At 33.1% G+C, this 24,848-nt stretch carries 29 protein-coding genes; 18 read left to right on the top strand and 11 right to left on the bottom strand.

Translation table 11 applies throughout. The features are described 5' to 3' along the window. Window positions 1-69: 69 nt before the first annotated feature. Both azu and SCB73_RS13785 read right to left on the bottom strand, forming a co-directional pair. Window positions 70-597, bottom strand: a complete 528-nt coding sequence (gene azu, locus SCB73_RS13790) for an azurin (RefSeq protein WP_026729171.1) — start codon at window positions 595-597, stop codon at window positions 70-72. A 20-nt stretch (window positions 598-617) separates the two neighbouring features. Beyond that, window positions 618-1,067, bottom strand: coding sequence for an RrF2 family transcriptional regulator (locus SCB73_RS13785; RefSeq protein WP_320566798.1), 450 nt, complete (start codon window positions 1,065-1,067; stop codon window positions 618-620). Window positions 1,068-1,267: 200 nt separating this feature from the next. Between SCB73_RS13785 and SCB73_RS13780 the strand changes: the two genes are divergently transcribed. Both SCB73_RS13780 and SCB73_RS13775 read left to right on the top strand, forming a co-directional pair. Further along, a complete protein-coding gene (locus SCB73_RS13780) occupies window positions 1,268-2,047 on the top strand; it encodes an NYN domain-containing protein (RefSeq protein WP_026729169.1) in 780 nt (259 codons plus the stop codon). 36 nt (window positions 2,048-2,083) lie between these two features. Next, window positions 2,084-3,598, top strand: a complete 1,515-nt coding sequence (locus tag SCB73_RS13775; RefSeq protein WP_320566797.1) for an FMN-binding glutamate synthase family protein — start codon at window positions 2,084-2,086, stop codon at window positions 3,596-3,598. Window positions 3,599-3,675: 77 nt separating this feature from the next. Here the strand turns inward: SCB73_RS13775 and SCB73_RS13770 are convergent, their stop codons facing one another. The 3 genes from SCB73_RS13770 to SCB73_RS13760 all read right to left on the bottom strand — a co-directional run bounded on the left by SCB73_RS13770 (window position 3,676) and on the right by SCB73_RS13760 (window position 5,906). Beyond that, window positions 3,676-4,110 (bottom strand): hypothetical protein, encoded by a 435-nt coding sequence (locus SCB73_RS13770; RefSeq protein WP_320566796.1) that lies wholly within the window; start codon window positions 4,108-4,110, stop codon window positions 3,676-3,678. Between the two features lie 205 nt (window positions 4,111-4,315). Further along, a complete protein-coding gene (locus SCB73_RS13765) occupies window positions 4,316-4,717 on the bottom strand; it encodes a hypothetical protein (protein ID WP_320566795.1) in 402 nt (133 codons plus the stop codon). 10 nt (window positions 4,718-4,727) lie between these two features. Then, window positions 4,728-5,906 (bottom strand): glycoside hydrolase family 88 protein, encoded by a 1,179-nt coding sequence (locus SCB73_RS13760; protein WP_320566794.1) that lies wholly within the window; start codon window positions 5,904-5,906, stop codon window positions 4,728-4,730. A gap of 219 nt (window positions 5,907-6,125) precedes the next feature. On the opposite strand from SCB73_RS13760, the gene SCB73_RS13755 reads away from it, so the two are divergent. The 10 genes from SCB73_RS13755 (at window position 6,126) to SCB73_RS13710 (ending at window position 15,592) form a co-directional block, all read left to right on the top strand. Further along, window positions 6,126-6,524: a ribosomal maturation YjgA family protein gene (locus SCB73_RS13755; protein WP_320566793.1), complete on the top strand. Its 399-nt coding sequence runs from the start codon at window positions 6,126-6,128 to the stop codon at window positions 6,522-6,524. After that, entirely contained in the window at window positions 6,496-7,074 is a 579-nt protein-coding gene (locus SCB73_RS13750) for a non-canonical purine NTP diphosphatase (protein ID WP_320566792.1), read from the top strand. The genes SCB73_RS13755 and SCB73_RS13750 overlap by 29 nt, the downstream gene beginning before the upstream one ends. A gap of 204 nt (window positions 7,075-7,278) precedes the next feature. After that, window positions 7,279-9,189, top strand: coding sequence for a DEAD/DEAH box helicase (locus SCB73_RS13745; RefSeq protein WP_320566791.1), 1,911 nt, complete (start codon window positions 7,279-7,281; stop codon window positions 9,187-9,189). Window positions 9,190-9,397: 208 nt separating this feature from the next. Next, a complete protein-coding gene (locus SCB73_RS13740; RefSeq protein ID WP_320566790.1) occupies window positions 9,398-10,171 on the top strand; it encodes a carboxypeptidase-like regulatory domain-containing protein in 774 nt (257 codons plus the stop codon). 330 nt (window positions 10,172-10,501) lie between these two features. Beyond that, window positions 10,502-11,380 (top strand): hypothetical protein, encoded by an 879-nt coding sequence (locus SCB73_RS13735; RefSeq protein ID WP_320566789.1) that lies wholly within the window; start codon window positions 10,502-10,504, stop codon window positions 11,378-11,380. A gap of 172 nt (window positions 11,381-11,552) precedes the next feature. Then, window positions 11,553-12,089 (top strand): hypothetical protein, encoded by a 537-nt coding sequence (locus SCB73_RS13730; protein ID WP_320566788.1) that lies wholly within the window; start codon window positions 11,553-11,555, stop codon window positions 12,087-12,089. A 206-nt stretch (window positions 12,090-12,295) separates the two neighbouring features. Further along, window positions 12,296-12,997 carry a hypothetical protein gene (locus SCB73_RS13725; RefSeq protein ID WP_320566787.1) on the top strand — a complete coding sequence of 234 codons (702 nt, stop codon included), beginning with the start codon at window positions 12,296-12,298 and terminating at the stop codon, window positions 12,995-12,997. Window positions 12,998-13,149: 152 nt separating this feature from the next. Then, window positions 13,150-13,500 carry a VOC family protein gene (locus SCB73_RS13720; RefSeq protein WP_320566786.1) on the top strand — a complete coding sequence of 117 codons (351 nt, stop codon included), beginning with the start codon at window positions 13,150-13,152 and terminating at the stop codon, window positions 13,498-13,500. A 78-nt stretch (window positions 13,501-13,578) separates the two neighbouring features. Beyond that, window positions 13,579-14,115 carry a hypothetical protein gene (locus tag SCB73_RS13715; protein WP_320566785.1) on the top strand — a complete coding sequence of 179 codons (537 nt, stop codon included), beginning with the start codon at window positions 13,579-13,581 and terminating at the stop codon, window positions 14,113-14,115. 163 nt (window positions 14,116-14,278) lie between these two features. After that, the gene (locus SCB73_RS13710) at window positions 14,279-15,592 is read left to right on the top strand and encodes a DUF389 domain-containing protein (RefSeq protein WP_320566784.1); all 1,314 of its coding nucleotides are present in this window, start codon (window positions 14,279-14,281) and stop codon (window positions 15,590-15,592) included. 60 nt (window positions 15,593-15,652) lie between these two features. Here SCB73_RS13710 and SCB73_RS13705 read toward each other — a convergent pair whose 3' ends face one another. Beyond that, window positions 15,653-16,546: a winged helix-turn-helix domain-containing protein gene (locus SCB73_RS13705; RefSeq protein WP_320566783.1), complete on the bottom strand. Its 894-nt coding sequence runs from the start codon at window positions 16,544-16,546 to the stop codon at window positions 15,653-15,655. Between the two features lie 136 nt (window positions 16,547-16,682). Here SCB73_RS13705 and SCB73_RS13700 point away from each other — a divergent pair, with 136 nt between their 5' ends. Then, entirely contained in the window at window positions 16,683-17,255 is a 573-nt protein-coding gene (locus SCB73_RS13700) for a hypothetical protein (RefSeq protein ID WP_320566782.1), read from the top strand. A gap of 169 nt (window positions 17,256-17,424) precedes the next feature. On the opposite strand, the gene SCB73_RS13695 is transcribed toward SCB73_RS13700, so the two are convergent. From SCB73_RS13695 to SCB73_RS13685, 3 genes are all read right to left on the bottom strand, one after another. Beyond that, window positions 17,425-18,885: an aminoacyl-histidine dipeptidase gene (locus SCB73_RS13695; protein WP_320566781.1), complete on the bottom strand. Its 1,461-nt coding sequence runs from the start codon at window positions 18,883-18,885 to the stop codon at window positions 17,425-17,427. A 163-nt stretch (window positions 18,886-19,048) separates the two neighbouring features. Next, entirely contained in the window at window positions 19,049-19,342 is a 294-nt protein-coding gene (locus tag SCB73_RS13690; protein ID WP_320566780.1) for a type II toxin-antitoxin system RelE/ParE family toxin, read from the bottom strand. After that, window positions 19,339-19,551, bottom strand: coding sequence for a hypothetical protein (locus SCB73_RS13685; protein WP_320566779.1), 213 nt, complete (start codon window positions 19,549-19,551; stop codon window positions 19,339-19,341). Before SCB73_RS13685 ends, SCB73_RS13690 begins: the two co-directional genes overlap by 4 nt. A gap of 82 nt (window positions 19,552-19,633) precedes the next feature. Here SCB73_RS13685 and SCB73_RS13680 point away from each other — a divergent pair, with 82 nt between their 5' ends. Genes SCB73_RS13680 through SCB73_RS13670 form a run of 3 tightly spaced genes read left to right on the top strand, consistent with a single transcriptional unit; the run spans window position 19,634 to window position 21,873 of the window. Beyond that, a complete protein-coding gene (locus tag SCB73_RS13680; RefSeq protein ID WP_320566778.1) occupies window positions 19,634-20,695 on the top strand; it encodes a DUF3810 domain-containing protein in 1,062 nt (353 codons plus the stop codon). Window positions 20,696-20,737: 42 nt separating this feature from the next. Then, a complete protein-coding gene (locus SCB73_RS13675) occupies window positions 20,738-21,232 on the top strand; it encodes an RNA polymerase sigma factor (protein WP_068843197.1) in 495 nt (164 codons plus the stop codon). An 8-nt stretch (window positions 21,233-21,240) separates the two neighbouring features. Beyond that, window positions 21,241-21,873: a hypothetical protein gene (locus tag SCB73_RS13670; protein ID WP_320566777.1), complete on the top strand. Its 633-nt coding sequence runs from the start codon at window positions 21,241-21,243 to the stop codon at window positions 21,871-21,873. A 175-nt stretch (window positions 21,874-22,048) separates the two neighbouring features. Here the strand turns inward: SCB73_RS13670 and SCB73_RS13665 are convergent, their stop codons facing one another. Further along, entirely contained in the window at window positions 22,049-22,858 is an 810-nt protein-coding gene (locus SCB73_RS13665) for a lysophospholipid acyltransferase family protein (RefSeq protein WP_320566776.1), read from the bottom strand. A gap of 135 nt (window positions 22,859-22,993) precedes the next feature. Further along, on the bottom strand, window positions 22,994-23,635 hold the full coding sequence (locus SCB73_RS13660; protein ID WP_320566775.1) for an NUDIX hydrolase: 642 nt from the start codon (window positions 23,633-23,635) through the stop codon (window positions 22,994-22,996). A gap of 91 nt (window positions 23,636-23,726) precedes the next feature. Between SCB73_RS13660 and SCB73_RS13655 the strand changes: the two genes are divergently transcribed. Both SCB73_RS13655 and SCB73_RS13650 read left to right on the top strand, forming a co-directional pair. Continuing rightward, on the top strand, window positions 23,727-24,164 hold the full coding sequence (locus SCB73_RS13655) for a DUF4268 domain-containing protein (RefSeq protein ID WP_320566774.1): 438 nt from the start codon (window positions 23,727-23,729) through the stop codon (window positions 24,162-24,164). 257 nt (window positions 24,165-24,421) lie between these two features. After that, window positions 24,422-24,841 carry a hypothetical protein gene (locus tag SCB73_RS13650; RefSeq protein ID WP_320566773.1) on the top strand — a complete coding sequence of 140 codons (420 nt, stop codon included), beginning with the start codon at window positions 24,422-24,424 and terminating at the stop codon, window positions 24,839-24,841. The last annotated feature ends 7 nt before the right edge of the window (window positions 24,842-24,848 follow it).

Genomic DNA, 24,848 nt, shown 5'->3' with positions numbered 1-24,848 from the left:
TAATTTTATCTTTTATTAGTTTTTAAAAAAACTCCAAATCCAGTTACAGCATTTGGAGCTTTTTGTTATTTACTCAACAATTAATACACCTTTCATCATAGCTACGTGCCCTGGGAAAGAGCAAATAAATGGGTAAGATCCTTTTTTATCAATTGTAAATTCGATTGTATCTTCTTCTCCACCACCAATTAATTTAGTGTGCGCAATGATTGAAGCTTTTTCAGATTCCGGAATATAATCCGTTGCTTTGGCATCATTTGCTTTTAAAGCAAAAGCTGCTTGATCTGTTCCTTCCTGTAAAATCACAAGATTGTGTCCCATTGCTTCTTTCGGAATTTTACCAACGTGTTTCAAAGTTAATTTGATTGGTTTTCCGGCAACAGCTTTCAATTCATTTACATTAAATTGCATTTGGTCATTTCCTTCAATAACTAAAACATTTTCCTCTGTAGTTGCAGCTGTTGGAGCTTTTTCTCCTTCAATAGATGTTTCGGTAGGTTCTGTTGGTTCAGCTGGAGTTGTTTCTTTTTTACCGCAAGAAGTAACTGCTAAAAATCCCATTAGGATTAATACTGAAATTTTGGTTTTTGTATTCATTTTTAAGATATTTAATAATATTAATTGTTCGCATTTGTCGTTTTAAGAAAGAATTCTCCCGATTTTACATCAGAAGCTAGCTGTTCTAAAGTTGTATTTTTAAGCATTTCTAACAGCAGTCCTCTTATTTTCTTGAACTCGTGATGAACGGGACAAGGATGTTCTTCTGAGCATTCCTTCAATCCAATTCCACAACCGCTGTATATTTTATTCCCGTCAATAGCATCTACAATCTGAATCAATTTTATTGTTTTTGATGCCGATGGCGAAACTTCGAATCCGCCTCCTACTCCTTTTGTCGAATGAATTATGCCACTTTTGGTTAAAATCTGCATAATCTTGGCTGTAAATGGTTCCGGCGAATCAATCTCTTTTGCTACGTCTTTTATTCCAACCCTAATCCCTTTCGAAGATTTGGTTGCAATAAATATCGAAGCTCTTATTCCGTACTCACACGCTTTAGAAAACATACATCCTTAATTAATTCCATACAAAGATAGAGAGATTTTAAATAAAAGACAAACTTATCTTTAATTATTTTTCTAAAGACTGAATATTATTTATAATGAAACTAATTAGTACACATCAAACCACTTATTCATCATTGAATTCTTATAAAAACCAATTTTAATTTTAACTTTGAGAGTATTAAATTTTAAATATTTAACAAATGCCTTTAAGCAATTCAAAAGATTTAAAACTGGCAGTTCTTATTGATGCAGACAATGTGCCTTACAGTAATGTAAAAGGCATGATGGAAGAAATTGCAAAATTAGGAACGCCCACTACGAAAAGAATTTATGCCGACTGGACAAAACCGAATGCAAATGGATGGAAAGGCGTTTTATTGGAACATGCTATTACTCCTATTCAGCAATACAGTTATACCGTTGGAAAAAATTCGTCAGATTCTGCGCTAATTATTGATGCTATGGATTTGCTTTATTCCGGAAAATTAGACGGTTTTTGCATTGTTTCCAGCGACAGCGATTTTACCCGCCTTGCAGTCCGCTTAAGAGAATCTGGCATGAAAGTAATTGGTATTGGAGAAAAGAAAACGCCAAATTCTTTTATTGTTGCCTGCGACCGATTTATATACATTGAAGTTTTGGATGGCGCAACTCAAAAGAAAAAACCAAAAGTAGTAGCTGCAGACACCAAAAAACCAGTTGAGAAACCTGCTGAAAAAGCACTTCATAAAATTGACAAACAAACCATTGAACTAATCGAATCTACAATTGAAGACATCGAAGATGATGATGGCTGGGCATTTCTTGGGGATGTCGGCAATTTGATCGTGAAGAAAAAACCTGAATTTGATCCTCGAAATTATGGTTATTCAAAACTGACACCAATGCTTAAATCGTTAACTGATATTCTGGAAATCGACGAAAGAGAATCAGACAAAAAAGGAATCAAACACGTTTATGTACGCTTAAGATTCAACTGATTATCGGATTTATTACCTATTTAATTTTTTAAAAACATGAGAAAAAAATTCTTTATTTACGGATTCTTATTGTTTCTAATTGTTGCTGCAATTTATTATTACACCGGGCGAGGTTATTTACTCGTATTTATTATTCCGCTTTTGCTGATTGTGGGAGTTTATAACGCATCTCAGGAAAAACATGCTATTTTAAGGAACTTCCCGGTTTTGGGATATTTCAGATATTTATTTGAAATGATTGCACCTGAGATTCAGCAGTATTTTATTGAAAGATCGACAGATGGAAAACCATTTTCTAGAAACCAACGTTCCTTGGTGTATCAAAGAGCTAAAAACATCGATTCTAGCACTCCTTTTGGAACGCAATTAAACTTAAACACTGAGAATTATGAAGGAATAAAACATTCCATTTTTCCAGCAAAAGTTAATGAAGAACTGCCTCGCGTTTTAGTAGGCGGAAAAGACTGCAAACAACCTTATTCTGCTTCTTTATTTAATGTGTCGGCAATGAGTTTTGGTTCGCTTAGCGAGCATGCAGTTCGCGCGATCAACATTGGAGCTCAAAAGGGAAATTTCTATCAAAATACTGGAGAAGGCGGATTGACCGAATTTCATCTTGCTGGCGGTGGTGATATTACATGGCAAATTGGTACAGGTTATTTTGGATGCCGAGATGCCGAAGGAAATTTCAGTCCAGAGAAATTCTCCGAAAAAGCCAATCTTCCAAATGTAAAAATGATTGAAATCAAGCTTTCTCAAGGCGCAAAACCAGGCCACGGCGGTGTTCTTCCAGCCAGAAAAAATACGGAACAGATTGCTAAAATTAGAGGTGTTGAGCCACATACCATGATTCTTTCTCCTCCTGGCCATCGTGCATTTTCAGACTCTAAAGGATTAGTTCATTTTATTAAGCAATTGCGTGATCTGTCAAACGGAAAACCAATTGGTTTTAAATTATGCATTGGAAATACAGCAGAATTTGAATCGATTTGCCACGAAATGATTGCCGAAGATATTTATCCTGATTTTATTACGGTCGATGGAGCCGAAGGAGGAACAGGAGCCGCACCGCTAGAATTTGCAGATGGAGTTGGAATGCCATTCGAGCCTGCTTTAATTTTCGTCAACAAAACTTTAGTCGGACTAAATATCAGAGATAAGATGAGAATTATCGGAAGCGGGAAAATCATTTCTGGTTATTCTATTTTACACGCCATTGCATTGGGCGCTGATATGTGTAACAGTGCAAGAGGATTTATGTTCTCTTTAGGCTGTATTCAGGCTTTGCGTTGCCATAATAACGAATGCCCTACCGGAGTTGCCACTCAAAACAAAATGCTGATGAAAGGATTGGTTGTCACCGACAAATCAGAGCGTGTGTATCATTTCCATAAAAATACGCTTCATTCTGCAAATGAACTTTTGGCAGCAGCCGGAAAAACTTCTTTTGCCGATGTCGACATCAACATCTTTATGCGAGGTGATGAGTTTACTAATTTATCTGAGTTGTATTTTCCAGATAATTTGACAAACGTCACCAAGCCGAATTAAACTTAAAAAGCCTTTTTGATCATATTTTCAAAAAGGCTTTTTTTAGCTATATAAAGTAGTTTTTATTTCACAAGCAATTACAATTTTGCAGTTTCTTTTCCATTTCCTCCTCCAGAACCTTCTAATATGGCCAATTCGTCTTTGTCAACTAATTGTTTTGCTAATATGATATTATTATAAGATAAGAAATAAACATCAAACGACACTCCTTCTTCAATCAATTCTTGAGAAATCTGATTGTTTTTAATCATTTCTTTCAGCAAGTTTGGAAAAGATGTTTTTGTTGCCAGTTTATTTTCGTCATTGCCTTCTAAATTAGTCTCGATTCTTATCTCAATTTTATTATCATTTAAAAATGCTTTTGCACTTGTGCTAATAATTCCCGCACCCTTTATAGAGGACGAAATATTGTAATTACTGACATGCTCCTGTATTTTCTGCTTGGTGTTTTTACAGCTAGCAAGCGTTAAAATCAAAATGAAAGCAAATGCGATTTGGGTAATTTTTTTCATAATTTTTTAGTTATTTGATTATTTTTTAACTCAAACATAACAAACTTATAACACAAAAACAACATTGGAGTGTAAAAATAAAATTTGTAATTATTTGATTACAAATAATATAAAGCCACATAAACCCATTTTACAGCAAACAAAAAAGCCTCTTTAGAAAACTAAAGAGACTTTTTGAATATTTTAAATGATTTTGAAAATCTATTTATTTTAATATTTCTGAAATTGATTCTTTATCTATCACTTTTTTCGAAAGAACAGTATTATCATCTGCCAAAAAATAAGCATCAAATCGGATTCCTTCTTCAACTAAATCTTTAGGAATCTGATTTTTTTTAATCATTTCTTTCAGCAATTTTGAAAATGCCAAATCACCAGCCATTTGATTAGCTTTATTTTGCTCCAAAGCAGTTTCAAATCGCAATTCAATTTTATCATCATTAATATAACCTCTTGCCGTTGTCAGCGTAACATTTTCAGCTTTAAAAGTTTTTGCCGAAGCATTGTATGCCGTTACATATTCCTGCAGTTTTTGCTTGGCATTTTTACAGCTCACCAACAGCAAAACAATCATTATCATTGACAAAATTTGGCTTATTCTTTTCATAGTATTTTAATTATTTTATTTTTTGAAGTCTTAAAAGTGCTTCAAGATAATAATAATCAGCATAATTTATAGAACAATCTATTTCGCTTCCAGCTGGTTTATGACCAGTTGCATGAAGCAAAAATGCCGAATTGACATCACGGCTTTGATAATTATTTGAAAGAGAAACGATCATTTTCTTAGCTTTTGTCAAATATTCTTTTTTCAGATTCTTATCTTTTGTATAAGAACTCAATTCCAAAAGAGCCGACGAAACAATCGCGGCCGCAGATGCATCACGAGGTGCATTTGGAATATCTGGCGCATTAAAATCCCAGTATGGAATCAAGTCTTCTGTTGTTAATTTATCCAAGTAAACGCGAGTCACTTTATGAGCAAAATCCAAAAATTTAGGATCTTTAGTTTCCCTGTACGTCATGGTAAAACCATAAATAGCCCAAGCTTGGCCACGCGCCCACATGCTATCATCACTATATCCTTGCGCAGTTCTGCCTTTTATTTTTTTACCAGTTTCATAATCGTAAATTATAACATGATACGATGTATTGTCTGGCCTAAAATGATTTGCCATTGTAGTTTCGGCGTGTTTTACAGCAATGTCATATAATTTTTTACTTCCTCCATTTTTTGAAGCCCAAAACAACAACTCCAAATTCATCATATTATCAATAATAGTATTATGACCGCCCATTTTATTATGAGGCCAAGATTGAATCGTTCCCACTTTTGGATTAAAAAGCGTTGCCAATGTATCGGCCGTTTTCAGAATAATTTCTTTGTATTCTTTGTTTTTGGTCAAACGATATCCATTTCCGAAGCTATTAAAAATCTGGAAACCCAAATCATGATCCGCCGCTTTGGTTACTGATAAAGGAGTTAAAAATCGGCTGAATTTGTCGGCTTCTTTTTCCCATTTCTTATCGCCGGTTGCTTCGTATAAGTACCATAATTCACCTGGCCAGAAACCGCTTGTCCAATCTTTATAACCAACAAATTTCCATTCTTTACTCCCATTCGGAACTGTTCTTGGAGATGTTCCGTCATCCGGAATCACTTTTAATGTCTTTGAAGCCTGCTCTGCACAGTAATCAAGTTGTTTTTTAATATTAAACGAATTGTCTTTTTGAGAATAACCCTGATTTCCAAGCAAGCACAAAGCCGCAACCAGAGTAAAAAATTTTGCATTCATGTGGTTATTTTTTGAGGTATAGTTTATTGAATCGATAAATTTATAAAATAAAGTAAACCTATCCGAATCTTTGTATTTCTTACTAACCAAAAATGTACAATTTTACTCTTTCGTAGGTCTTCTTTGTCAAAGTTTGAAACTTTGACAAAGAGAATAACCGGTTCTAAAAAATGAAAGATTAATTGTAGTTTTGCTTTAAGGGTAAAATCTAAAATAAAATTGAACAAAACCAGAATCCAATATCTCCTTCTATTCTTGTCAGTTATCCTTCTCGGAATTCTTTCAAGGAAAATTTCACTGATTCCATTATGGATTGGCGATTTCCTATATGCTGTGATGATTTATTTCCTTGTTAGAATTGTATATTTCAATAAAAAAGCAACTTACATCTTTATTCTTTCATTAGTAATTTGCTATGGAATTGAATTTTTACAGCTTTATCAAGCTCCTTGGATTATTGAACTGAGAAAAACACTTTTTGGAAGATATGTTTTGGGCCAAGGCTTTTTATGGTCGGACATTCTTGCTTATACCGCAGGAATACTTTTCATCTTTTTTATCGAAAAAATCATTTTAAAATATACCCATTATGAAACTCGTTTTCGCATCAAACAATAAAAACAAAATCAAAGAGATCCAAAGCATTTTAAAAGGATCTATACAATTATTAAGTTTAGAAGATATTGGCTGTCTTAAAGATATTCCGGAAACCGCCGATACAATTGAAGGAAATGCCATTTTGAAAGCCAATTATGTAACCGAAAAATATGGTTACGATTGTTTTGCCGATGATACTGGATTAGAAGTTCACGCCTTAAATGGAGAACCGGGAGTTTATTCAGCGCGATATGCGAGTGAACAAAAAAACGCCGATGACAATATGAACAAGCTTTTAGACGCTTTAAAAGACAAACAAGACCGCAGCGCACAGTTCAAGACCGTTATTGCTTTGAACTTAAATGGCGAACAGCATCTTTTTACCGGAATTGCAAAAGGAGAAATCACGCTACATAAAACTGGCAATCAAGGCTTTGGTTACGATCCAATTTTCAAGCCCGAAAATTATAATGAAACTTTTGCCGAATTACCTTTGGAAATCAAAAATAAAATTGGCCATCGCGGAAAAGCAACGCAGCAACTTATTGATTTTCTGAACTCCATAAAATAATTGTTTAAAATACAACATTTTAGAAGCTAAAATTTATATTTCACGACGTGTTTTTTCCGAAAATTCTTCAATCTTCAAAAAAAATCATTTCACACTAAACATAACTTTTTGATAATCAAATCATAACAAATGCATAATTCTTGAAATAGCATTAGCATATCTGAATAATTAACAGTAATTTTGCACCCTATTTTAAAAATACATATGAACAAATTTGAACAATTAGGATTAAATGAATCGTTACTGAAGGCGATTTTAGATCTAGGATTTGAAAATCCGTCAGAGGTACAGGAAAAGGCGATTCCCCTATTATTGGAAAAAGACACGGATATGGTTGCGTTGGCTCAGACAGGGACAGGGAAAACGGCAGCTTTCGGTTTTCCGTTAATCCAAAAAATTGATGCTGACAACAGAAATACACAGGCATTAGTTTTATCGCCAACAAGGGAGCTTTGTTTACAGATTACTAACGAACTTAAAAACTACTCAAAATACGAAAAAGGTATTAATGTGGTAGCAGTTTACGGAGGAGCTAGTATTACAGAGCAAGCGAGAGAAATTAAAAGAGGAGCACAAATTATTGTGGCTACTCCAGGAAGAATGCAAGACATGATCAACAGAGGCTTGGTAAACATTAAAAACATAGATTACTGTGTTCTTGATGAGGCTGACGAAATGTTGAACATGGGATTTTATGATGATATCTGCTCTATTTTATCAGATACTCCAGACGAAAAAAGCACATGGTTGTTCTCTGCAACTATGCCACAAGAAGTTGCTAGAATTGCAAAACAATTCATGAGCGAACCGGTTGAAATTACTGTTGGCGCTAAGAACTCAGGTTCTGCAACGGTTTCTCACGAATTTTACTTAGTGAATGCTCGTGATCGTTACGAAGCTCTAAAACGTTTAGCAGATGCAAATCCAGATATTTTTTCTGTAGTTTTCTGTCGTACAAAAAGAGATACACAAGCTGTAGCTGAAAAATTAATTGAAGATGGATATAGTGCCGCTGCGTTACACGGAGATTTATCTCAAGCGCAACGTGATGGTGTAATGAAATCGTTCCGTGGAAGACAAATTCAGATGCTTGTTGCTACTGACGTTGCTGCACGTGGTATTGATGTTGATAACGTAACACACGTTGTAAACTACCAATTGCCTGATGAAATCGAAACATACAACCACCGTTCTGGACGTACTGGTAGAGCTGGAAAATTAGGAACTTCTATTGTAATTGTTACAAAAAGCGAGTTGCGTAAAATTTCTTCTATCGAAAGAATCATCAAACAAAAATTCGTTGAAAAAACGATTCCATCTGGAATTGAAATCTGCGAAATTCAATTATTGCACCTAGCAAACAAAATCAAAGATACTGAGGTTGATCACGAAATTGACAACTACTTGCCAGCAATCAATAATGTTCTTGAAGATTTATCTAAAGAAGAATTGATTAAGAAAATGGTTTCTGTAGAATTCAACCGATTCATCACGTACTACAAAAAGAATAGAGATATCTCAGCTCAATCTTCTGGAGAAAGACGTGAAAGAGGTGATTCTGAGCCAAGAGAATTTAGCAATAATGGAGCAGTTCGTTATTTCGTAAACATTGGTTCTAGAGATAATTTCGATTGGATGTCTCTTAAAGATTACTTGAAAGAAACATTAGACTTAGGTCGTGATGATGTTTTCAAAGTTGATGTAAAAGAAGGTTTCTCTTTCTTTAATACTGATCCTGAACATACTGACAAAGTAATGGATGTCTTGAACAATACGCAGTTAGAAGGACGTCGTATCAATGTTGAGATTTCTAAAAATGACGGTGGAGGAAGACGCGATCACAACAACCGCGGAGGAAGACGTGATTCTGGAAGAAGAGAAGGAAACTTTGCTCCAAGACGTGAAGGAGGTTCTGACAGAGGCGGATTTAGAGGAGAAAGAAACTCTTCATCTAGACGTGAAGGTGGTTCTGACAGAGGCGGATTCAGAGGAGAAAGAAATTCTGCTCCAAGAGAAGGTGGTTTCAGAAGAAACGAAGGTGGTTCTGATAGAGCTCCAAGACGTTCTGAAAGCTTCGGCGATTCGTCAAGACCAAGAAGACCAAGAAGAGATTAATTTTTTAAGATCTTAAAATACAAAATCCCAAATTCCAGAAATAATTGGAATTTGGGATTTTTTTATGCCATGAATCTTACTCTTTGCCACTTTTTAGTTAAATACTAAAAGCAATACTTTTTTGCTTTGTTAATTTTCTTATAATTATATTCCAAGACAGTAAAATATTTAATCCCTATTTACTACTTTTAGTGCTTTAAATCAGGATATGAAATATTTCGCAGTTTTCTTTTTTATATTATTCACGAGTATTGGTTTTGCCCAAGATACAGAATCAACAGCTCCTCAAAGAGTTTCAGGTTTCATCTTTAATGATAATACCAAACAGCCTCTTCCCAATGTAAATATTATCAACAAGAACAAAGTATTAGGCGCAAAGTCTGATGCTAAAGGTTATTTTGAAATTGATGTTCAGCAAAATGACACACTGCAATTCTCTATTCTGGGATTCCAATCATTACGTATTAGAGTTACCAATGACTGGATCAAAAACAAAATCACAAGAATCCAGCTTACAGAAAAAGCAATTGCACTTGAGGAAGTCGTGATCGCTCCTTTCAGCTTGACTGGATATCTTGAAATCGACTCAAAATTAATTCCGACTAAGGAAAACTATCGTTATAGTATTTCTGGACTTACTCAAGGTTATGAAGCCGGTGAATATGCTCCAAATGCATTTGGAAAAGTATTGGGTTCTATTTTCAACCCCGCCGATATGCTCTATAATTTCTTTGGAAAAAATGGAAAAGAACTCAGGAAACTCAAGGACATGAAGAAAGATGACACCATCCGAAATCTTCTTGAAACCAAATACGACCGCGAAACTCTTGCCCTACTTTTAGGAATTACGAAAGAAGAAATTCCGGAGATTTTACAGCGTTGCAACTACTCGGAATCCTTTGTTCAGCAGGCAAATGACTTGCAGATTCTAGATGCTATTAGTGGTTGTTACGAGCAGTATAAAGTTTTGAAACGTAATTAAAGTATTCAGTCGCAGTTTTCAGTTGCACTAACATTGAACAATATATAAAAATAATCCCTGATTGCTAAAAGCGGTCAGGGATTTTTGATTTTTTTGACATAAGATAAACCTTAGGGATTTATAAACTTTAGCACAAAAAGTATTCGACAAATTAAAAGTTGTTATGATGACTTATAAGACAAATATTCTATATTTGAGTTTTATAAAATAACAAAACACTGATACTTATTAGACAAAGCTGCCTATTTTAAGGGTGCTAAGTCTGGTTTTGTTAGATATGTATACTAGTTGTATGCAACCAAAACTAAACGTACCAACAAAGTCGAAAAAATGAATATTCAAAAATTAATTGAAAACCTATTTCAAATTGACAGTAATACGTCAGCAACAATAATTATAACAATTATCGTTTTTGGTTTAGGTTATGCCTTTTCTTCATGTGGAAAAGCTATAAATAACTATTACCTCAGAAAAGCAAATAGAAAACTCTTTATAAAAAACCTTGAAACCTTAATTGCTTCGTTAAAAAAAAGACGCGAAGTTATAAAAATCCAATTGGGCCACTTAAATATCAAAACATTTAGTGCGGTTCCAATTGGCAAAATTCAATTTTTTCAAATTGCTATTCTTAATTCAATGACTCACAAAGATTCTTTTGAATGTTTTTTTTCGGGTTTTGAAAATATTTTTTACTGGAATAAAGAAAAAAGATTGCGAAATAAATGCTTTATAAAAGTATGGGAAAACATGGCAAACATTGAATTCTGGGAAAATAGTATCTATGAGTCTATGAAGCTTGCTCAAGAAGAAATAAATAGAATGAATGAAATAATGGGAAATCATCTGAGAGACATGCGTATTTTATTTACAGAACTGCTGACACAATTAAATGATCCTACTACTAAACCAGATGAGAAACAATTCCTAACAGAAGTAAAATCGATAGTTGATTTATGGGCAAGCCAACAAAATATAGACCATGGTCAAACAGTTAATGAATATTTATCGAAAAAATTTATTTTACTAAATAGTAAATATGGAGCTATTCCATCCGCAAGAAAATTGATCCAACATTCTATTGACGCATCTTATTGGTATGGAAACATTGTATTGATAAATCAAAGTTTACAAAATACACTAGAAAACCATGATATATCTATGAGATATTTTATGAGAAGTACAAAAGTTATTATTAAAACTCTAAACTAAAATAGGCTGCATACAACAGGCGTTTAAAAGTGACTGGGAATTTAATGGAATTAGCGTTTTTAATTATAATTCCGTTCAGCGTAAAACACTCTGTCATTAAGTCCCTAGCCACTCAAAACACCAAAATGTATGATATATAACCTAAAAATACGCTAAAAAAAAGATCCGAAAAATGAAGATTACAAAACATCTCTTTTTTATAATGATATTGATGCTTTTTTTAAGTTGCAACAATAATAAAAATATTGAAAGGACTAATAAAGAATCTAAACAAATAAAACAGACCCTTAAAAATCTAGTTAAAAAAGACGTTCTTAAACTTAGTCAAACAAATGAAAAATTATCAGGGCGATATTATGTTGAAAATTTTACATTTTTTGCGAAACAAGGATTTGGTTTAACCAAAGTAAAGCCAATAAATGATTTTGTATTATATGAATTCAATTTTAAAAAAAATGGGGAAATTGAGTTTAAAGATTTAACTGAACGTTATGATTGTGGAAATGGAATTATAACTTTAAAGAATTCAAAATTTTATTCAAAAAGCAATGATGAATATGTCATCGAATTTACTGGTAAATATGAAGCTGAACAAAGATTCAGAGTTAAAGCGATATATCAGTTGACCAAAATTGAAAAGAATGGATATTTCTTGTTTTTAAAAAAAGTAATCGAAGATAAGAGAGAACCTATATATGGTTATCAATAACATTTCGAATTAAATATACATCACACAACAGCTACTACAACGGATTTGTGCAATTGCCTAAATGGAAAGATGGTTTTGTATTTGGAATGATTTGTCAAACCCGAAGAATGGGCTTAATTTAGTCCCAAACCCGTTTTATTACCAGAACGTCGGGCATAATATTACGGAACTACGAAGAAAATAAAACATTTTACACAAAATATAATATGGGATTTTTAGACAAGCTTTTTGGAAAGAAACAAACAGAAGACAATTCTCAAAATTTAGGAAAAACCGAAACTGTTCAATTGGAAAAAGGCGACAAATTTATTTCGACAGGAGATAATTATGGATATAAAGTCATTAGACAATTAACCGAAAAACAAAGAGAACGTATTGACAAATCGACAATTTTACTTCGAGCAAGCCAACTATATATGCACTATTGGACTGAAAATTTAGTTTGTACGGGCCCAAACGATCAAGAATGGCTAAATAAAGTTATGTTCTTTTGGAAAGCCGAAGAACCGTTTCCTAAAAAATCATTGCCCCCAGTATTTGAAACTTTTGAAATTAAGAACTTTCTTTTTGTTGGCGATACTTCAAACATTTCATTGCAAATTGCGCAAGCAATGCCTTGGTTTGGAATGCCGGGACTTGGAGAGAAATGCGTTTGCGAAATAAATGGTCAAAAAATAACGATTCCTGAATTAAATAAACTTAAGGTGGTTGAATATGTTGAACCCGTAGAACTAACAGATGAAAATCTAGATATATTGACAAACAGAGAAGACTACTTTTTTCTAATCGACGAAAGAATTACTCCTTTTAAAAACGGAAATTTTCAACTAAAAGACAAACCAATTCCTATTGATGTTGCATATAGTATTGGCGGAATTCATATAATAAAGAAAACTGAGTTAGAATAAACACAGCTATTACAACGGATTTGGGTAATTGGCTTAATGGAAAGATGGTTTTGTTTCTTATTTATGATATTTGTCAAATCAGAAAATAGAGCTCAATTTAGTCTCAAACCCGTTGTACTGCCATAACATTTGCAAAAGGTTATAAAAAAAACATGGAAATACGTTTATTAGTTTTAAGAACAAGTGATACGAAGAAACTCTCTGAAATTTATAATTTATTTGGATTAACATTTGAATATCATAAACATGGAAATTCACCATTTCATTATTCTGCAACTATTGGAAAAACAGTTTTAGAAATTTATCCTTTGACAAAAAGTCAAATTGAAGCTGACAAAAATCTTAGATTAGGATTTGGAATTGACAACTTTGAGGCGACAATTCAAAAATTGATAGAATTAGACGTCGTATTCTCTTTACCTCCAACACAAACAGAATATGGTTTTATGGCTATAATTGTAGACATTGATGGAAGAAAAATTGAATTATATAAAAATAATTAATGGGATTTTACAAAACTCCAGCTTCCAATAGCTACTAAAACAAATAATTCAACCAAATCTTTATAAACCAAAAAACAAATGAAGAAAAAACTAGCCGTACTATTTTTAATTTTAGGATTTACAGCAGCATATTTTTTAGTCAAGAATTCTCCTCCAATTCATGGTATGCTTTCCATTATTGCCAATTACCTTTTAATCCTTATTCCTTTGTATTTTTTCCTAAAAACTTTTTTTGCTTCTCCAGATGGAGTCAGCATGTTTAATAATGGGAAAATGACTTTTGCTACTTGTGCAATAATTACAGTTATAACTATGAATTTTCTACAATCAAATATTCATGGTGGAAGATCAACTGAAGAAAAAATGCAGACAATTAGTGGAAAACACAGCTTAACTACACAAGCCAATATTAGAGAAATTGTTCGTCAGGATGGATTTTTTATTAGAGGGAATGAAGTTCAAGAATCGTGGTTAGTACTATATTCTTTTTACGTTGACGGAAAAGAATATTATGGTAAAGAAATATTTCATTCAACACCTGATTTAAAACCGGGCAAGGCCATTAATGTGAAATATGTAGAAGATACTCCAACAATCAATATACCTTTATTATAAATTAAGCTAAAGATTCATCTTTTGCAAAAATCGGTCAGCACAAACCCGAAGCGAGATAAATGATGAAACCGACGAAATTATAAAAAACCAAATAGCCCATTTTACCACTTTTTTTGATTAAATTAGACATTCCGAGCAATTTCTATTCTAATCAAAAGACTAAATGGCTGATATTACACAAAAAATTCTAAATTTTATTGACCTCCATAAAGGAGAAGAAAACAAAAAACTCGTAATCGAAAACATTACGGGCGCTGTATCTTTTAGAGGTTCAAATATCTGGATTTTGGCCTGCGCCATTATAATTGCTTCAGTTGGATTAAATGTAAACTCAACGGCAGTAATTATTGGTGCAATGTTGATTTCGCCTTTGATGGGGCCAATTGTAGGAGCGGGTTTTGGTTTAGGAATGTATGATTTTGAACTTTTAAAAAAATCGATCAAAAACTTATTGATTGCTACAATTGTCAGTTTATGCACATCGACTTTTTATTTTTATATCAGTCCGTTTAAAGATGCCCAATCCGAATTATTAGCCCGAACGTCTCCTAATATCTATGATATTTTAATCGCTTTTTTTGGAGGATTAGTTGGCGTGATAGCCGTAACTCGTGTTGAAAAAGGAAACCCAATTCCAGGCGTCGCGATCGCAACTGCGCTTATGCCTCCGCTTTGTACCGCTGGTTATGGTTTGGCTCTCGGAAATTATATTTACTTTCTTGGCGCTTTATATCTATACACCATAAATTGCGTTTTTATCTGCATTGCAACTTTTGTTATTGTCAAATATTTAAAATATCCTGTGGCTAAACAACTTGATGTAAAAAGCGAAAAAAGAGTTAAATATGGTATTTCGATACTTATATTGTTTTTAATTGTTCCAAGTGTCTATTTTGCATATCAGCTTTATATTCAGAAAAGTTATAATTCGAGAACAGAAGTATTTATTCAGAACGAATTTATCAAAAACGACTTCCCTATTATTTATAAAAACATTCGGTATAATACTGATCCCAAAAGAATCGAACTGGCATTTTTGACCAAAAAGTTTACTGAAAAAGAAATTGATAGTCTAAATAAAAAACTTGTTTCTTATAATCTGCCAAACACAAAACTGATTATTCGGCAAGACACCGTTAATTTGAGAAAAGACATCATGAATCAAATCAACAGCAATCAAAATATTGTGGATCAAAAAGATATCATAATCAATAATCTACGAAATCAGTTATCTGAATATCATTTTAACACTGAAAAAATCAGCGCCGAAAGCAAAATATTATTTCCCGAAATCACTTCGCTTGAAATTGGAAATTATACCATCAAAACAAGTGGCGAAAATGCTAATGTAATTCCGATTATTCTTTATCAAACCAAAAAAGATTTAAGTTCAGAGAATCGCGAAAAACTAAAATTATGGATAAAAGAAAGACTTGCAAAAGATTCAATTGAGATTTATCGCCAAAATCCTGAATAAAAAAGTAGTTACGTTTTTAGTCGCACTAAGATTGAAAAACAAATAAATATTTCCTTCATTTTACAATGTACCAATTTCAAGCTTATATCCTTTCCCGCGTACAACAACAATTTTTAGATTTGGATCAAATTCTAGTTTTTTTCTAAGTTTTGATATAAACATATCCAGACTACGCCCCACGACAACACCTTCATCTTCCCATATTTCTTTCTGAATTCGTTTTTTTTCTATAATCTGGTTTGGAGACAATGCAAAAATGAGCAGTAAACGGGTTTCTGTTCCGGTCAGGTCGATTGTCTTTCCATTTATAAAAAGTTTCTTGTTTACCGCATCAAACAACGCCGAGCCCAAAGCGATAGCGTCTTTATGTTCAGTATGCCACAAAACCCTTTTCGGCTTAAAAGTTCTAAAAAAAATAAAACCTAAAAATCCTAAAAAGGACACGCTAGCCAAAAAATATCCATTCTTAACTATATTTATGTTTGCTGCTTCAAATTTTATATTAATCATATAGCAGGCTTTGGGTTGCTTTCTTCCTAAACAAGCTACAATATCATCTTTCTTGTTTTTGGAAATAGCATATCCATAAGCTACACTTGAATCGCTACAGTTCAAAACCTTAACTATATAATTATTGGCAAACGAAGATTTGTCTAAAAAACGATTCGTTGTAGCTATTAAACTGTCCGGTTGAAAAGTAAAATCATTCTCAAAACTAATCTGATATTCATTTTCTGCGATTTTTTTCACAGGTAGCACTCTCGATATACTATCACCCGATTGTAGTAATATTTCATGTCCAATTCTGCGGAGCAAAATTTCTCTTCTGGCATAATCAAAGTCATCACTATCCTTACCGCTAAAAGCAGCACAGATTACACAGATAAAGGAGAGAAATAATAATCCCAACACGTATTTGCGTTTTCCTGAAAGGAGATTTCTGCTATTAAACATCGTATCAAGTTTTTATTTACAAAGTTTACATTTTTATTTACAATTTTAAGTTCACAATCCGTAAAATAATAAAGTAATTTGCTTCATAAACTTTAAAAAGAGATAAAATTAGAGTATTAATTAAAACAACAAAAACATGAAAAAAATCATTTATTTGCTGATCTTATTATTGGTTGTGGTAAGCGGAGTGGTATTTGCTAATCACGGAATTAAAAATGAACCCATTAAAAATACAATCTCAAAACCCCTCTCTGTTGCAGAAAGAAAAGCTGCATTAAAAAAATGGGAAGCCACACCTGATGGCATAATGTACAAAAAATGGGAAGCATCTGCGGCAGGTCAAAAAGTACATGCCAGTGCAATTAAAATAAGCAAATCCATTAAGGATTACACCAATATGGAAGCAGTTGTAACCTCTCTTTCTCTTCCGGCTGGCTCAAGATTAGGTTTCGGTATAATGGCCAAGATTAATGGAGAAGATTATATCCTTGCTTTTGGAACAGAAAAATCAGATTATACTGTCTTGAATTTTAACAATAGTTTTGACCAATTAAAAACATTAAAAGTAAACGACAAAATAATTATACGAAGTCATAGCGTATCGCAAGCGCCAAAATATTCATATCCGATAATTAGCGTTGACTATGTAGAACAAAACAATAAAACAATTTATAAACGCGCACCTCGCAATGACGGTGACGGTTGTTAAGTCAAAAACGGATAAAAGAAGAAAGAAAAAAGAAGAAAGAAAGAAAAAAGAAGAAAGAAAAAAGAAGAAAGAAGAAAAATTTTCTTAAAAAGGATTAATTAGTTTTCAGTCGCAGTCGCAGTTTTCAGCCTCAAAAGAAACTGAAAACTGTAACTGAAAACTGAGACTTTTATTTAACCGGAATATTAGAAAGAATTTCCAATACAAATTTCCAATATTTTTGAGCAGATGAAATACTCGCTCTTTCGTCTGGAGAATGCGCTCCGTGAATAGTCGGGCCAAAAGAAATCATATCCATATCTGGATAATTAGTTCCTAAAATGCCACATTCCAAACCAGCATGGCAAGCAACAACTTTTGGTTGTTCTCCGTTTTGTTTTTCGTAAATCTCTTTTAAAACTTCTAAGATTTCAGAATTCACATTTGGTGTCCATCCTGGATAAGAACCTGAAAGCTCAACCTCGCATCCAACCAATTCAAATGCAGAACGCAACGAATTTGCCAAATCAAATTTTGAAGATTCTACAGACGAACGTGTCAAACATCCAACTAAAATTTCTCCGTCTTTAATAACAACTCTAGCAATATTATTTGAAGTTTCAACCAAATCAGCCATATCTGCACTCATTCTGTAAACTCCATTATGTGCTGCATAAATCGCTCTGATGATTCCTTCTTGAACACCTAAATCCATTACTTTTTCAGGCAAATCGCCTTTTACGATTTCAATCGTTAAGTTTGGTTCAGTTGTTTTATATTCTGCTTTGATATCAGCAATAATTTCCTGCATGTCATAAACATAAGCCTCATCAAACATTTGAGAAATAATTACTTTGGCAACACTTTCTCTCGGAATCGCATTTCTTAAACTTCCGCCATTGATTTCAACAACCTGCAAACCAAAGTTTTCAAAAGCATCAAACAATAAACGATTCATAATTTTATTGGCATTCCCTAAACCTTTGTGAATATCCATTCCTGAATGTCCTCCGTTTAAGCCTTTTACTGTTATGGTATAACCAACAGAACCTTCTGGAACTTCTTCTTCATGATACGTTCTCGTTGCAGTTACATCAATTCCGCCAGCGCATCCAATATCAATTTCGTCATCTTCTTCAGTATCTAGATTCAGCAAAATCTGACCTTGCAAAATGCCTCCTTTTAAGTTTAAAGCTCCCGTCATTCCCGTTTCTTCATCAACTGTAAACAAAGCTTCGATTGCAGGATGCGGAATATCTTTGCTTTCCAAAATAGCCATAATAGTCGCTACTCCAAGTCCGTTGTCAGCACCAAGAGTTGTGCCACGCGCACGGACCCAGTCACCATCGACATACATATCAATTCCTTGAGTATCAAAATCAAAAACAGTATCTGCATTTTTTTGGTGCACCATGTCAAGGTGTCCTTGCATTACAATTGGCTTGCGGTTTTCCATTCCTGGAGTCGCAGGTTTTCTAATGATTACATTTCTGATTTCATCTTCAAAAGTTTCTAAACCTAAGCTGTTTCCAAAATTTTTCATAAACTCGATAACACGCTCTTCTTTCTTTGATGGACGCGGAACGGCATTTAAATCTGCGAATTTGTTCCAAAGTGCTTTTGGTTCCAGATTTCTTACTTCTTGACTCATATATTTTTGTTTGACGTTTAACAATTAAGAGCTCCAAAGTTACAAAGTTTATATTTTTTTTTCGCCACGAATTATGCGAATTAGAACAAATTATAATGGCTCTAAAATTAGAGCTTGAATTATCCAAGTAGAACAAAAAACTTTAAACCGGAAACTAATTCTTTTAAATAGGGTATTTTGAAGGATTCAATGAAGTATTAAAAACAGATAGAACATATACTGTTTTCAGTTTCTCTTCAATGAAAAAGAAGATAATAAATGGAAAATTCTTAGTAGGAAGACCACGATAATCCTTATATTTAATTTCAAAAAATGGATTTATCGATAGTGTATTTAAATGATCATCAACAACTTGATAAAAACAATCACCTAAGCCAACTTGTTTAGACTCATAATAATCAATTGCATCTTGAATATCGGCAAGTGCCCTTGGCTCAATAACAACTTCAAAACTCATTTTCCTGATCTAAAACGTAATTGCTTTTTCGCCTCATTCCAAGGAAGAAAATCATCTTTTTCTACAGTCGATCTTCTTTCATCTAACAAATTTTTCATTTCATCAGTTACAGAAAAATCGTTTATTACAGTTTCGTAATTAAATTTTTCGATTAACTGCATAAAGAATGACAATTCGTTATCTGGAATATTTAATGTGATTTGTGTCATTTTTTCTTTATTTTGAATAACAAATTTACAAAAAATAACACAAACTATCTTTTAATTCTTATTTTTATAAAAACGTAAAACTGTGACACGAAAATACATTCTTCCCCTATTTTTACTAATTCAAATCGTCTTTTTAAAAATTCTCGCATACTTTCCAGATTATGTTGAAGGCTTTTACAGCAATAATTTATACGTCCGAATTTCGCATTTTTCACGAAGCGTTTTGGGCAAAATTCCGTTTTCTGTTGGGGATTGTTTTTATGCTATTTTGATTCTTTCGATAATCAGTTGGTTTTGGAGAATCAGAAAAACTTGGAGATCCGAATGGAAAGATCATTTGTTAAAAATCTTAGGCAAAATCTCTATTTATTACTTCTTATTTCATCTGCTTTGGGCATTCAATTATTATCGAGAACCATTATTTGAAAAAATGGAAATCAAAAGAGAATACACGGATGCTGATCTTTTGGCCTTTACCAAAAGATTGATTTCAAAAACCAATGAAATTCAGTTTCAAATCACAAAAAATGCTAGTTCAAAAGTGGTTTTTCCGTATTCTCAAAAAGAAGTTTTTGAAATGAATATTAACGGATATAACAATCTAGCCAAAGAACATCCTTACTTTAAATATGAAATTTTGAGCGTTAAAAAATCATTATTCAGCGTTCCTTTGACTTATATGGGATTTGGAGGTTATTTGAATCCGTTTACAAATGAAGCTCAAGTAAATGATTTGTTGCCAATGTATAACTTCCCGATCACAAGTTCGCACGAAATGGCGCATCAAATAGGTTTTGCCAGTGAAAACGAATGCAATTTTATTGGAGTTTTGGCAACCGTAAAAAACAAAAATCCTTATTATCAATATTCTGGCTATAGTTTTGCTTTGCGTTATTGTCTCGGAATTTGGCAATTCAAAAATGAAAAAATCTTTAATGAATTGAAGAAAACAGTTCATGTCGGAATTTTGAAAAACTATCAAGAAAGTCAGGATTTCTGGAAAAAATATGACACTTTTATCGACGAAGGTTTTCACTTTCTTTATGATAATTTCCTAAAAACAAATAATCAGAAAGACGGAATGGAAAGCTATAGCAAATTCATTGATTTGATGATTAATTATTATAAAACAAGAAATTTTTGATTCAACTGTAACAAAAAACATTTCACGACTACTAATACTGATATGAGCGAAAACCTAGAACAGTCATTTGTTGCGCAATTGCAGGCAAATCAGAATATAATCCACAAGATTTGTAGATTATATACTGCCGGCGAAGATGCTCACAAAGATTTGTTTCAGGAAATTACCATTCAGCTCTGGAAAGCCTATCCTAAATTTAGAGGCGACAGCAAATTTTCGACCTGGACTTATCGTGTTGCTTTAAATACTGCAATTACCCTATACCGAAAAACCAAAAGAACCGTATCGACAGTAGAATATGAAAGCCATCAGCATTTTGTGAAAGATGTCGATTACAATTATGAAGAGGAAGAGCAGATCAAATTGATGTACAAAGCGGTTTACCAGCTTAATGACATTGAGAAAGCATTAGTTTTTATGTATTTAGAAGACAAAGATTATCAAGAAATAGCTGAAACTCTAGGGATCAGCGAAGTGAATGCGCGCGTGAAAATGAACCGAATTAAAGGGAAACTTAAAAAGATACTAAATCCTTAAAAATTATTATGAAAGAACTGGATTTATTAAAAAAAGACTGGAAAAAGAACTCAGATTCTTTTGAGCAAATTTCTGAAAAAGAAATCTACAAAATGATTCATAAAAAATCATCGTCAATTGTAAAGTTGATTTTGATCATAAGCATTTTGGAAATTTCGTTTTGGACTTTTTCTAATTTATTTATCAATACCGATGATTTATTAAATAAAATGAATCATCCCGAAATTGTACTTGCACTTGATATTATAACTTATTTCAACTACGTTGTAGTTTTGATTTTTGTTATTATTTTTTACAAAAACTACAAAACAATTTCGGCTACTGTTGCTACAAAAAATTTGATGAGTGCCATATTAAAAACCCGAAAAACAGTTCAATATTATGTATGGTATAATCTTGGAATGCTTGTTATTATTACGATAATCAGTTATTTCATCGCTTTTGTTTACAATCCTGACATGGCATTTTTAAGAGAAAAATTAGCCGAAAACGGAAAAGCATTATTCTTTACTGTCGGAATTTTGATTCTGATTATATTAGGATTGTTCGGCATGTTTTGGTGCATTTACCGATTAGTTTACGGAACTTTATTACGCAGATTATATGCAAATTATAAGGAGCTGAAGAAGATTGATTTCTAAATTAAGATGCTAAGGTTCTGAGATACTAAGATACTAAGATGCTAAGTTTTTTTTAATCTTTGCAGAAAATGAACTTAAAATGTAAGGGACAAAGTTTAGACAGGGCTTCGACTTCGCTCAGCCTGACAAGGCAAACTTGAAACAAAAACAATCTAAAATCAGAAATCTAAAATCCCTAGTATTCCCATTGTCTTAATCTGTTCAGTTCTTCTTGTGCTTTGATTTCTTCAGCTGGGATAACTTTTAAGAATGATGGATGTTGCTCGATTGCGTATTCTACTTTTTCTACAATTTCTTCGATTGTATCATTTTCATAATCAATATCAAGAGGTTCTTTGATGATGAAAGATTGCAGAATTCCTTTTTTCTTCATTCGTAAACCTTTTTTGTCAAATGATCTGCGGAAACCGTCAATAACAATAGGAATTACAATTGGTTTATGCTGCTTTATTATATGAGCAGTTCCTTTACGAACTGGCTTAAACGACTTCGTAGTTCCTTGCGGGAAGGTAATTACCCAACCATCGCTAAGGGCAATTTTGATGTTTTCTGTGTCATTTGGGTTAACGTCTCTTTTTTCAGTAACATCAACTCCTTTTGCACGCCAAGTTCGTTCAACTGTAATCGCTCCAACGTAAGCGAGAATTCTTGGTAACAAACCTGCTTGCATGGTTTCTTTTGCGGCAACATAATAAATGTTCATTTTAGGTTGCCATAAATATCCAATGTTCTTAATAGTATCTTGACGTCCGCTTAAACTTGCGTTAAAGACATGAAACATCGCCACAACATCAGCAAAATAAGTTTGGTGATTCGAAATAAACAGCACATTTGTATCCGGCAATGTTTTAATGATTTCAGATCCTTCAATCTGCAATTCATTAAAACCTCTGTATCTTCGGTGCGTCATGGCTCCCAAGACACGGATTAACCATTTCTTGATGAATAAAATATGTCCAAAAGGATTTCGTTTAAACAATCCCATAGCTGTTTATTGTATTTTTTTTGTTAGTCCGCAAACATACAAAAATTATTCTTTCAGCAATACTGTATAGCAATTTCGGAAATAAATAGTTAAAATAATGAATATCAAATTGTTAATTTTTCATTTTTACGATTTTTAATCCAAAACTGTTTTTAGCACGTCGCGTAATTCACTTAATATCATTGCCGTTGCTCCCCAAACAATATGATTTTGGATGCTAAAAGCGGGAACAGGAATGTTGGCAGCATAAGAAGTTGATAATGTGGCTTCGGTAATAATTTCGTCATTCAAAAAAACAGACAAAGGCAATTCGATAATATCTGCTACTTCTCGGATATCGGGATAAAATGAAAGTTCTTCTTTTGCAATTCCCATAAAGGGATGAACCAAAAAATTACTTGGCGGAATGTACATTGGCGTAAAATGCTTTATCACTTCAATTTTTTCTGGAAGTATACCAATTTCTTCATTGGTTTCTCTGAGTGCGGTATCTTTAAAATCAAAATCGGAAAGCTCATATTTGCCTCCAGGAAATGCAATTTGCGACGAATGAACTCCATTATAAGCATTTCGGACAATCAAAACGAGATGCGTTTTTCCATTTTTTGGATAAAACAGCATCATAACGGCGGCAATTCTCGGATTTTTTGTGCTTAAATCAAGGTTTTTGAGTTCCTGCATGCGTTCTTTTGGAGCCATTTTTATGTGCGACGCTGTCGCTGGCAGTTCAACAGGAATTAAATTAGGAACATATTGCAAAAAATCTTGAAAATCCATATTCAAAGTTTATTTTTGTACTTTCAAATAAAATATAAATATACTCTAGAAAATGCGGTTCTACAAATTTTCTAAGATAAAGCCATAAATAATGTACAGTAAAGAAGAATCACAGCGAATGAAAAGAGAATTCTGGGTAGCTTTTGCAGAAAAATATCCGAGAAAATGGGTTCTTTATGATACAAAAATCAAAGATTTCTCTTTTAAGTTTTATGTAGATAATAAAAAGGCGCAGGTTTTAATCGATATTGAACATCGAAGCGAAGAAAAACGATTGGCTTATTTTGAAAAACTCGAAGCGCTAAAAAACATTCTGGAAGAAGAATTTATAAAAGATTTAGTTTTCGAAAAAAACTATACGCTCGAAAGTGGCAAAACCATCAGCCGAATCTGGGTTGAAAAACAAGGAATTGGTTTCAGTAACCGCAATAATTGGGATGCCATTTTTGATTTTTTCAATGAAAACATGCATGCTCTGGAAATGTTTTATCTGGAATATGATGAATTTATAAAAGATATTGAATCGTAAGTTTCTAAGACTCTAAGATGCTAAGATACTGAGATTCTAAAATACTGAGATGCTAAGATACTAAGATACAGAGATTCTAAAACGAATATTCAAACCCGACAGGTTTTTAAAACCTGTCGGGTTTACTTTTATATTTCAATTTTACTTTTCACTTTTGCATTTTACATTTTACATTTTACATTTTACATTTTACATTTTACATTTTACATTTCACTTTCGACTTTCGACTTTGGACTTTGGACTTTCGACTTTGGACTTTGGACTTTCGACTTTGGACTTTCGACTTTCGACTTTCGACTTTGGACTTTCGACTTTCGACTTTCGACTTTCGACTTTCGACTTTGGACTTTCGACTTTGGACTTTCGACTTTGGACTTTGGACTTTGGACTTTCGACTTTGGACTTTGGACTTTCGACTTTGGACTTTCGACTTTGGACTTTGGACTTTCGACTTTGGACTTTGGACTTTCGACTTTGGACTTTCGACTTTGGACTTTCGACTTTGGACTTTCGACTTTGGACTTTCGACTTTGGACTTTCGACTTTGGACTTTCGACTTTGGACTTTCGACTTTGGACTTTGGACTTTGGACTTTCGACTTTGGACTTTCGACTTTGGACTTTTTATTCAATTATCAGCAATATCAAGACATCACAACAGATTTATTTGATTTTTAAGATATTT

It is taken from the genome of Flavobacterium sp. KACC 22761, assembly GCF_034058155.1.
Lineage (GTDB): Bacteria > Bacteroidota > Bacteroidia > Flavobacteriales > Flavobacteriaceae > Flavobacterium.
This window is presented reverse-complemented; position numbering and strand designations above follow the sequence as displayed.

Excerpts from the sequence above, each read along its gene's own strand:
- SCB73_RS13695 (WP_320566781.1), bottom strand. The coding sequence starts at position 18,885 with ATGAGTCAAGAAGTAAGAAATCTGGAACCAAAAGCACTTTGGAACAAA.
- SCB73_RS13750 (WP_320566792.1), top strand. The coding sequence starts at position 6,496 with ATGAAACTCGTTTTCGCATCAAACAATAAAAACAAAATCAAAGAGATC.
- SCB73_RS13715 (WP_320566785.1), top strand. The coding sequence starts at position 13,579 with ATGAAGAAAAAACTAGCCGTACTATTTTTAATTTTAGGATTTACAGCA.
- SCB73_RS13690 (WP_320566780.1), bottom strand. The coding sequence starts at position 19,342 with ATGAGTTTTGAAGTTGTTATTGAGCCAAGGGCACTTGCCGATATTCAA.
- SCB73_RS13740 (WP_320566790.1), top strand. The coding sequence starts at position 9,398 with ATGAAATATTTCGCAGTTTTCTTTTTTATATTATTCACGAGTATTGGT.
- SCB73_RS13780 (WP_026729169.1), top strand. The coding sequence starts at position 1,268 with ATGCCTTTAAGCAATTCAAAAGATTTAAAACTGGCAGTTCTTATTGAT.
- SCB73_RS13730 (WP_320566788.1), top strand. The coding sequence starts at position 11,553 with ATGAAGATTACAAAACATCTCTTTTTTATAATGATATTGATGCTTTTT.
- SCB73_RS13760 (WP_320566794.1), bottom strand. The coding sequence starts at position 5,906 with ATGAATGCAAAATTTTTTACTCTGGTTGCGGCTTTGTGCTTGCTTGGA.
- SCB73_RS13770 (WP_320566796.1), bottom strand. The coding sequence starts at position 4,110 with ATGAAAAAAATTACCCAAATCGCATTTGCTTTCATTTTGATTTTAACG.
- SCB73_RS13675 (WP_068843197.1), top strand. The coding sequence starts at position 20,738 with ATGAGCGAAAACCTAGAACAGTCATTTGTTGCGCAATTGCAGGCAAAT.
- SCB73_RS13665 (WP_320566776.1), bottom strand. The coding sequence starts at position 22,858 with ATGGGATTGTTTAAACGAAATCCTTTTGGACATATTTTATTCATCAAG.
- SCB73_RS13745 (WP_320566791.1), top strand. The coding sequence starts at position 7,279 with ATGAACAAATTTGAACAATTAGGATTAAATGAATCGTTACTGAAGGCG.
- SCB73_RS13725 (WP_320566787.1), top strand. The coding sequence starts at position 12,296 with ATGGGATTTTTAGACAAGCTTTTTGGAAAGAAACAAACAGAAGACAAT.
- azu (WP_026729171.1), bottom strand. The coding sequence starts at position 597 with ATGAATACAAAAACCAAAATTTCAGTATTAATCCTAATGGGATTTTTA.
- SCB73_RS13765 (WP_320566795.1), bottom strand. The coding sequence starts at position 4,717 with ATGAAAAGAATAAGCCAAATTTTGTCAATGATAATGATTGTTTTGCTG.
- SCB73_RS13720 (WP_320566786.1), top strand. The coding sequence starts at position 13,150 with ATGGAAATACGTTTATTAGTTTTAAGAACAAGTGATACGAAGAAACTC.
- SCB73_RS13785 (WP_320566798.1), bottom strand. The coding sequence starts at position 1,067 with ATGTTTTCTAAAGCGTGTGAGTACGGAATAAGAGCTTCGATATTTATT.
- SCB73_RS13685 (WP_320566779.1), bottom strand. The coding sequence starts at position 19,551 with ATGACACAAATCACATTAAATATTCCAGATAACGAATTGTCATTCTTT.
- SCB73_RS13775 (WP_320566797.1), top strand. The coding sequence starts at position 2,084 with ATGAGAAAAAAATTCTTTATTTACGGATTCTTATTGTTTCTAATTGTT.
- SCB73_RS13670 (WP_320566777.1), top strand. The coding sequence starts at position 21,241 with ATGAAAGAACTGGATTTATTAAAAAAAGACTGGAAAAAGAACTCAGAT.
- SCB73_RS13700 (WP_320566782.1), top strand. The coding sequence starts at position 16,683 with ATGAAAAAAATCATTTATTTGCTGATCTTATTATTGGTTGTGGTAAGC.
- SCB73_RS13710 (WP_320566784.1), top strand. The coding sequence starts at position 14,279 with ATGGCTGATATTACACAAAAAATTCTAAATTTTATTGACCTCCATAAA.
- SCB73_RS13655 (WP_320566774.1), top strand. The coding sequence starts at position 23,727 with ATGTACAGTAAAGAAGAATCACAGCGAATGAAAAGAGAATTCTGGGTA.
- SCB73_RS13705 (WP_320566783.1), bottom strand. The coding sequence starts at position 16,546 with ATGTTTAATAGCAGAAATCTCCTTTCAGGAAAACGCAAATACGTGTTG.
- SCB73_RS13660 (WP_320566775.1), bottom strand. The coding sequence starts at position 23,635 with ATGGATTTTCAAGATTTTTTGCAATATGTTCCTAATTTAATTCCTGTT.
- SCB73_RS13735 (WP_320566789.1), top strand. The coding sequence starts at position 10,502 with ATGAATATTCAAAAATTAATTGAAAACCTATTTCAAATTGACAGTAAT.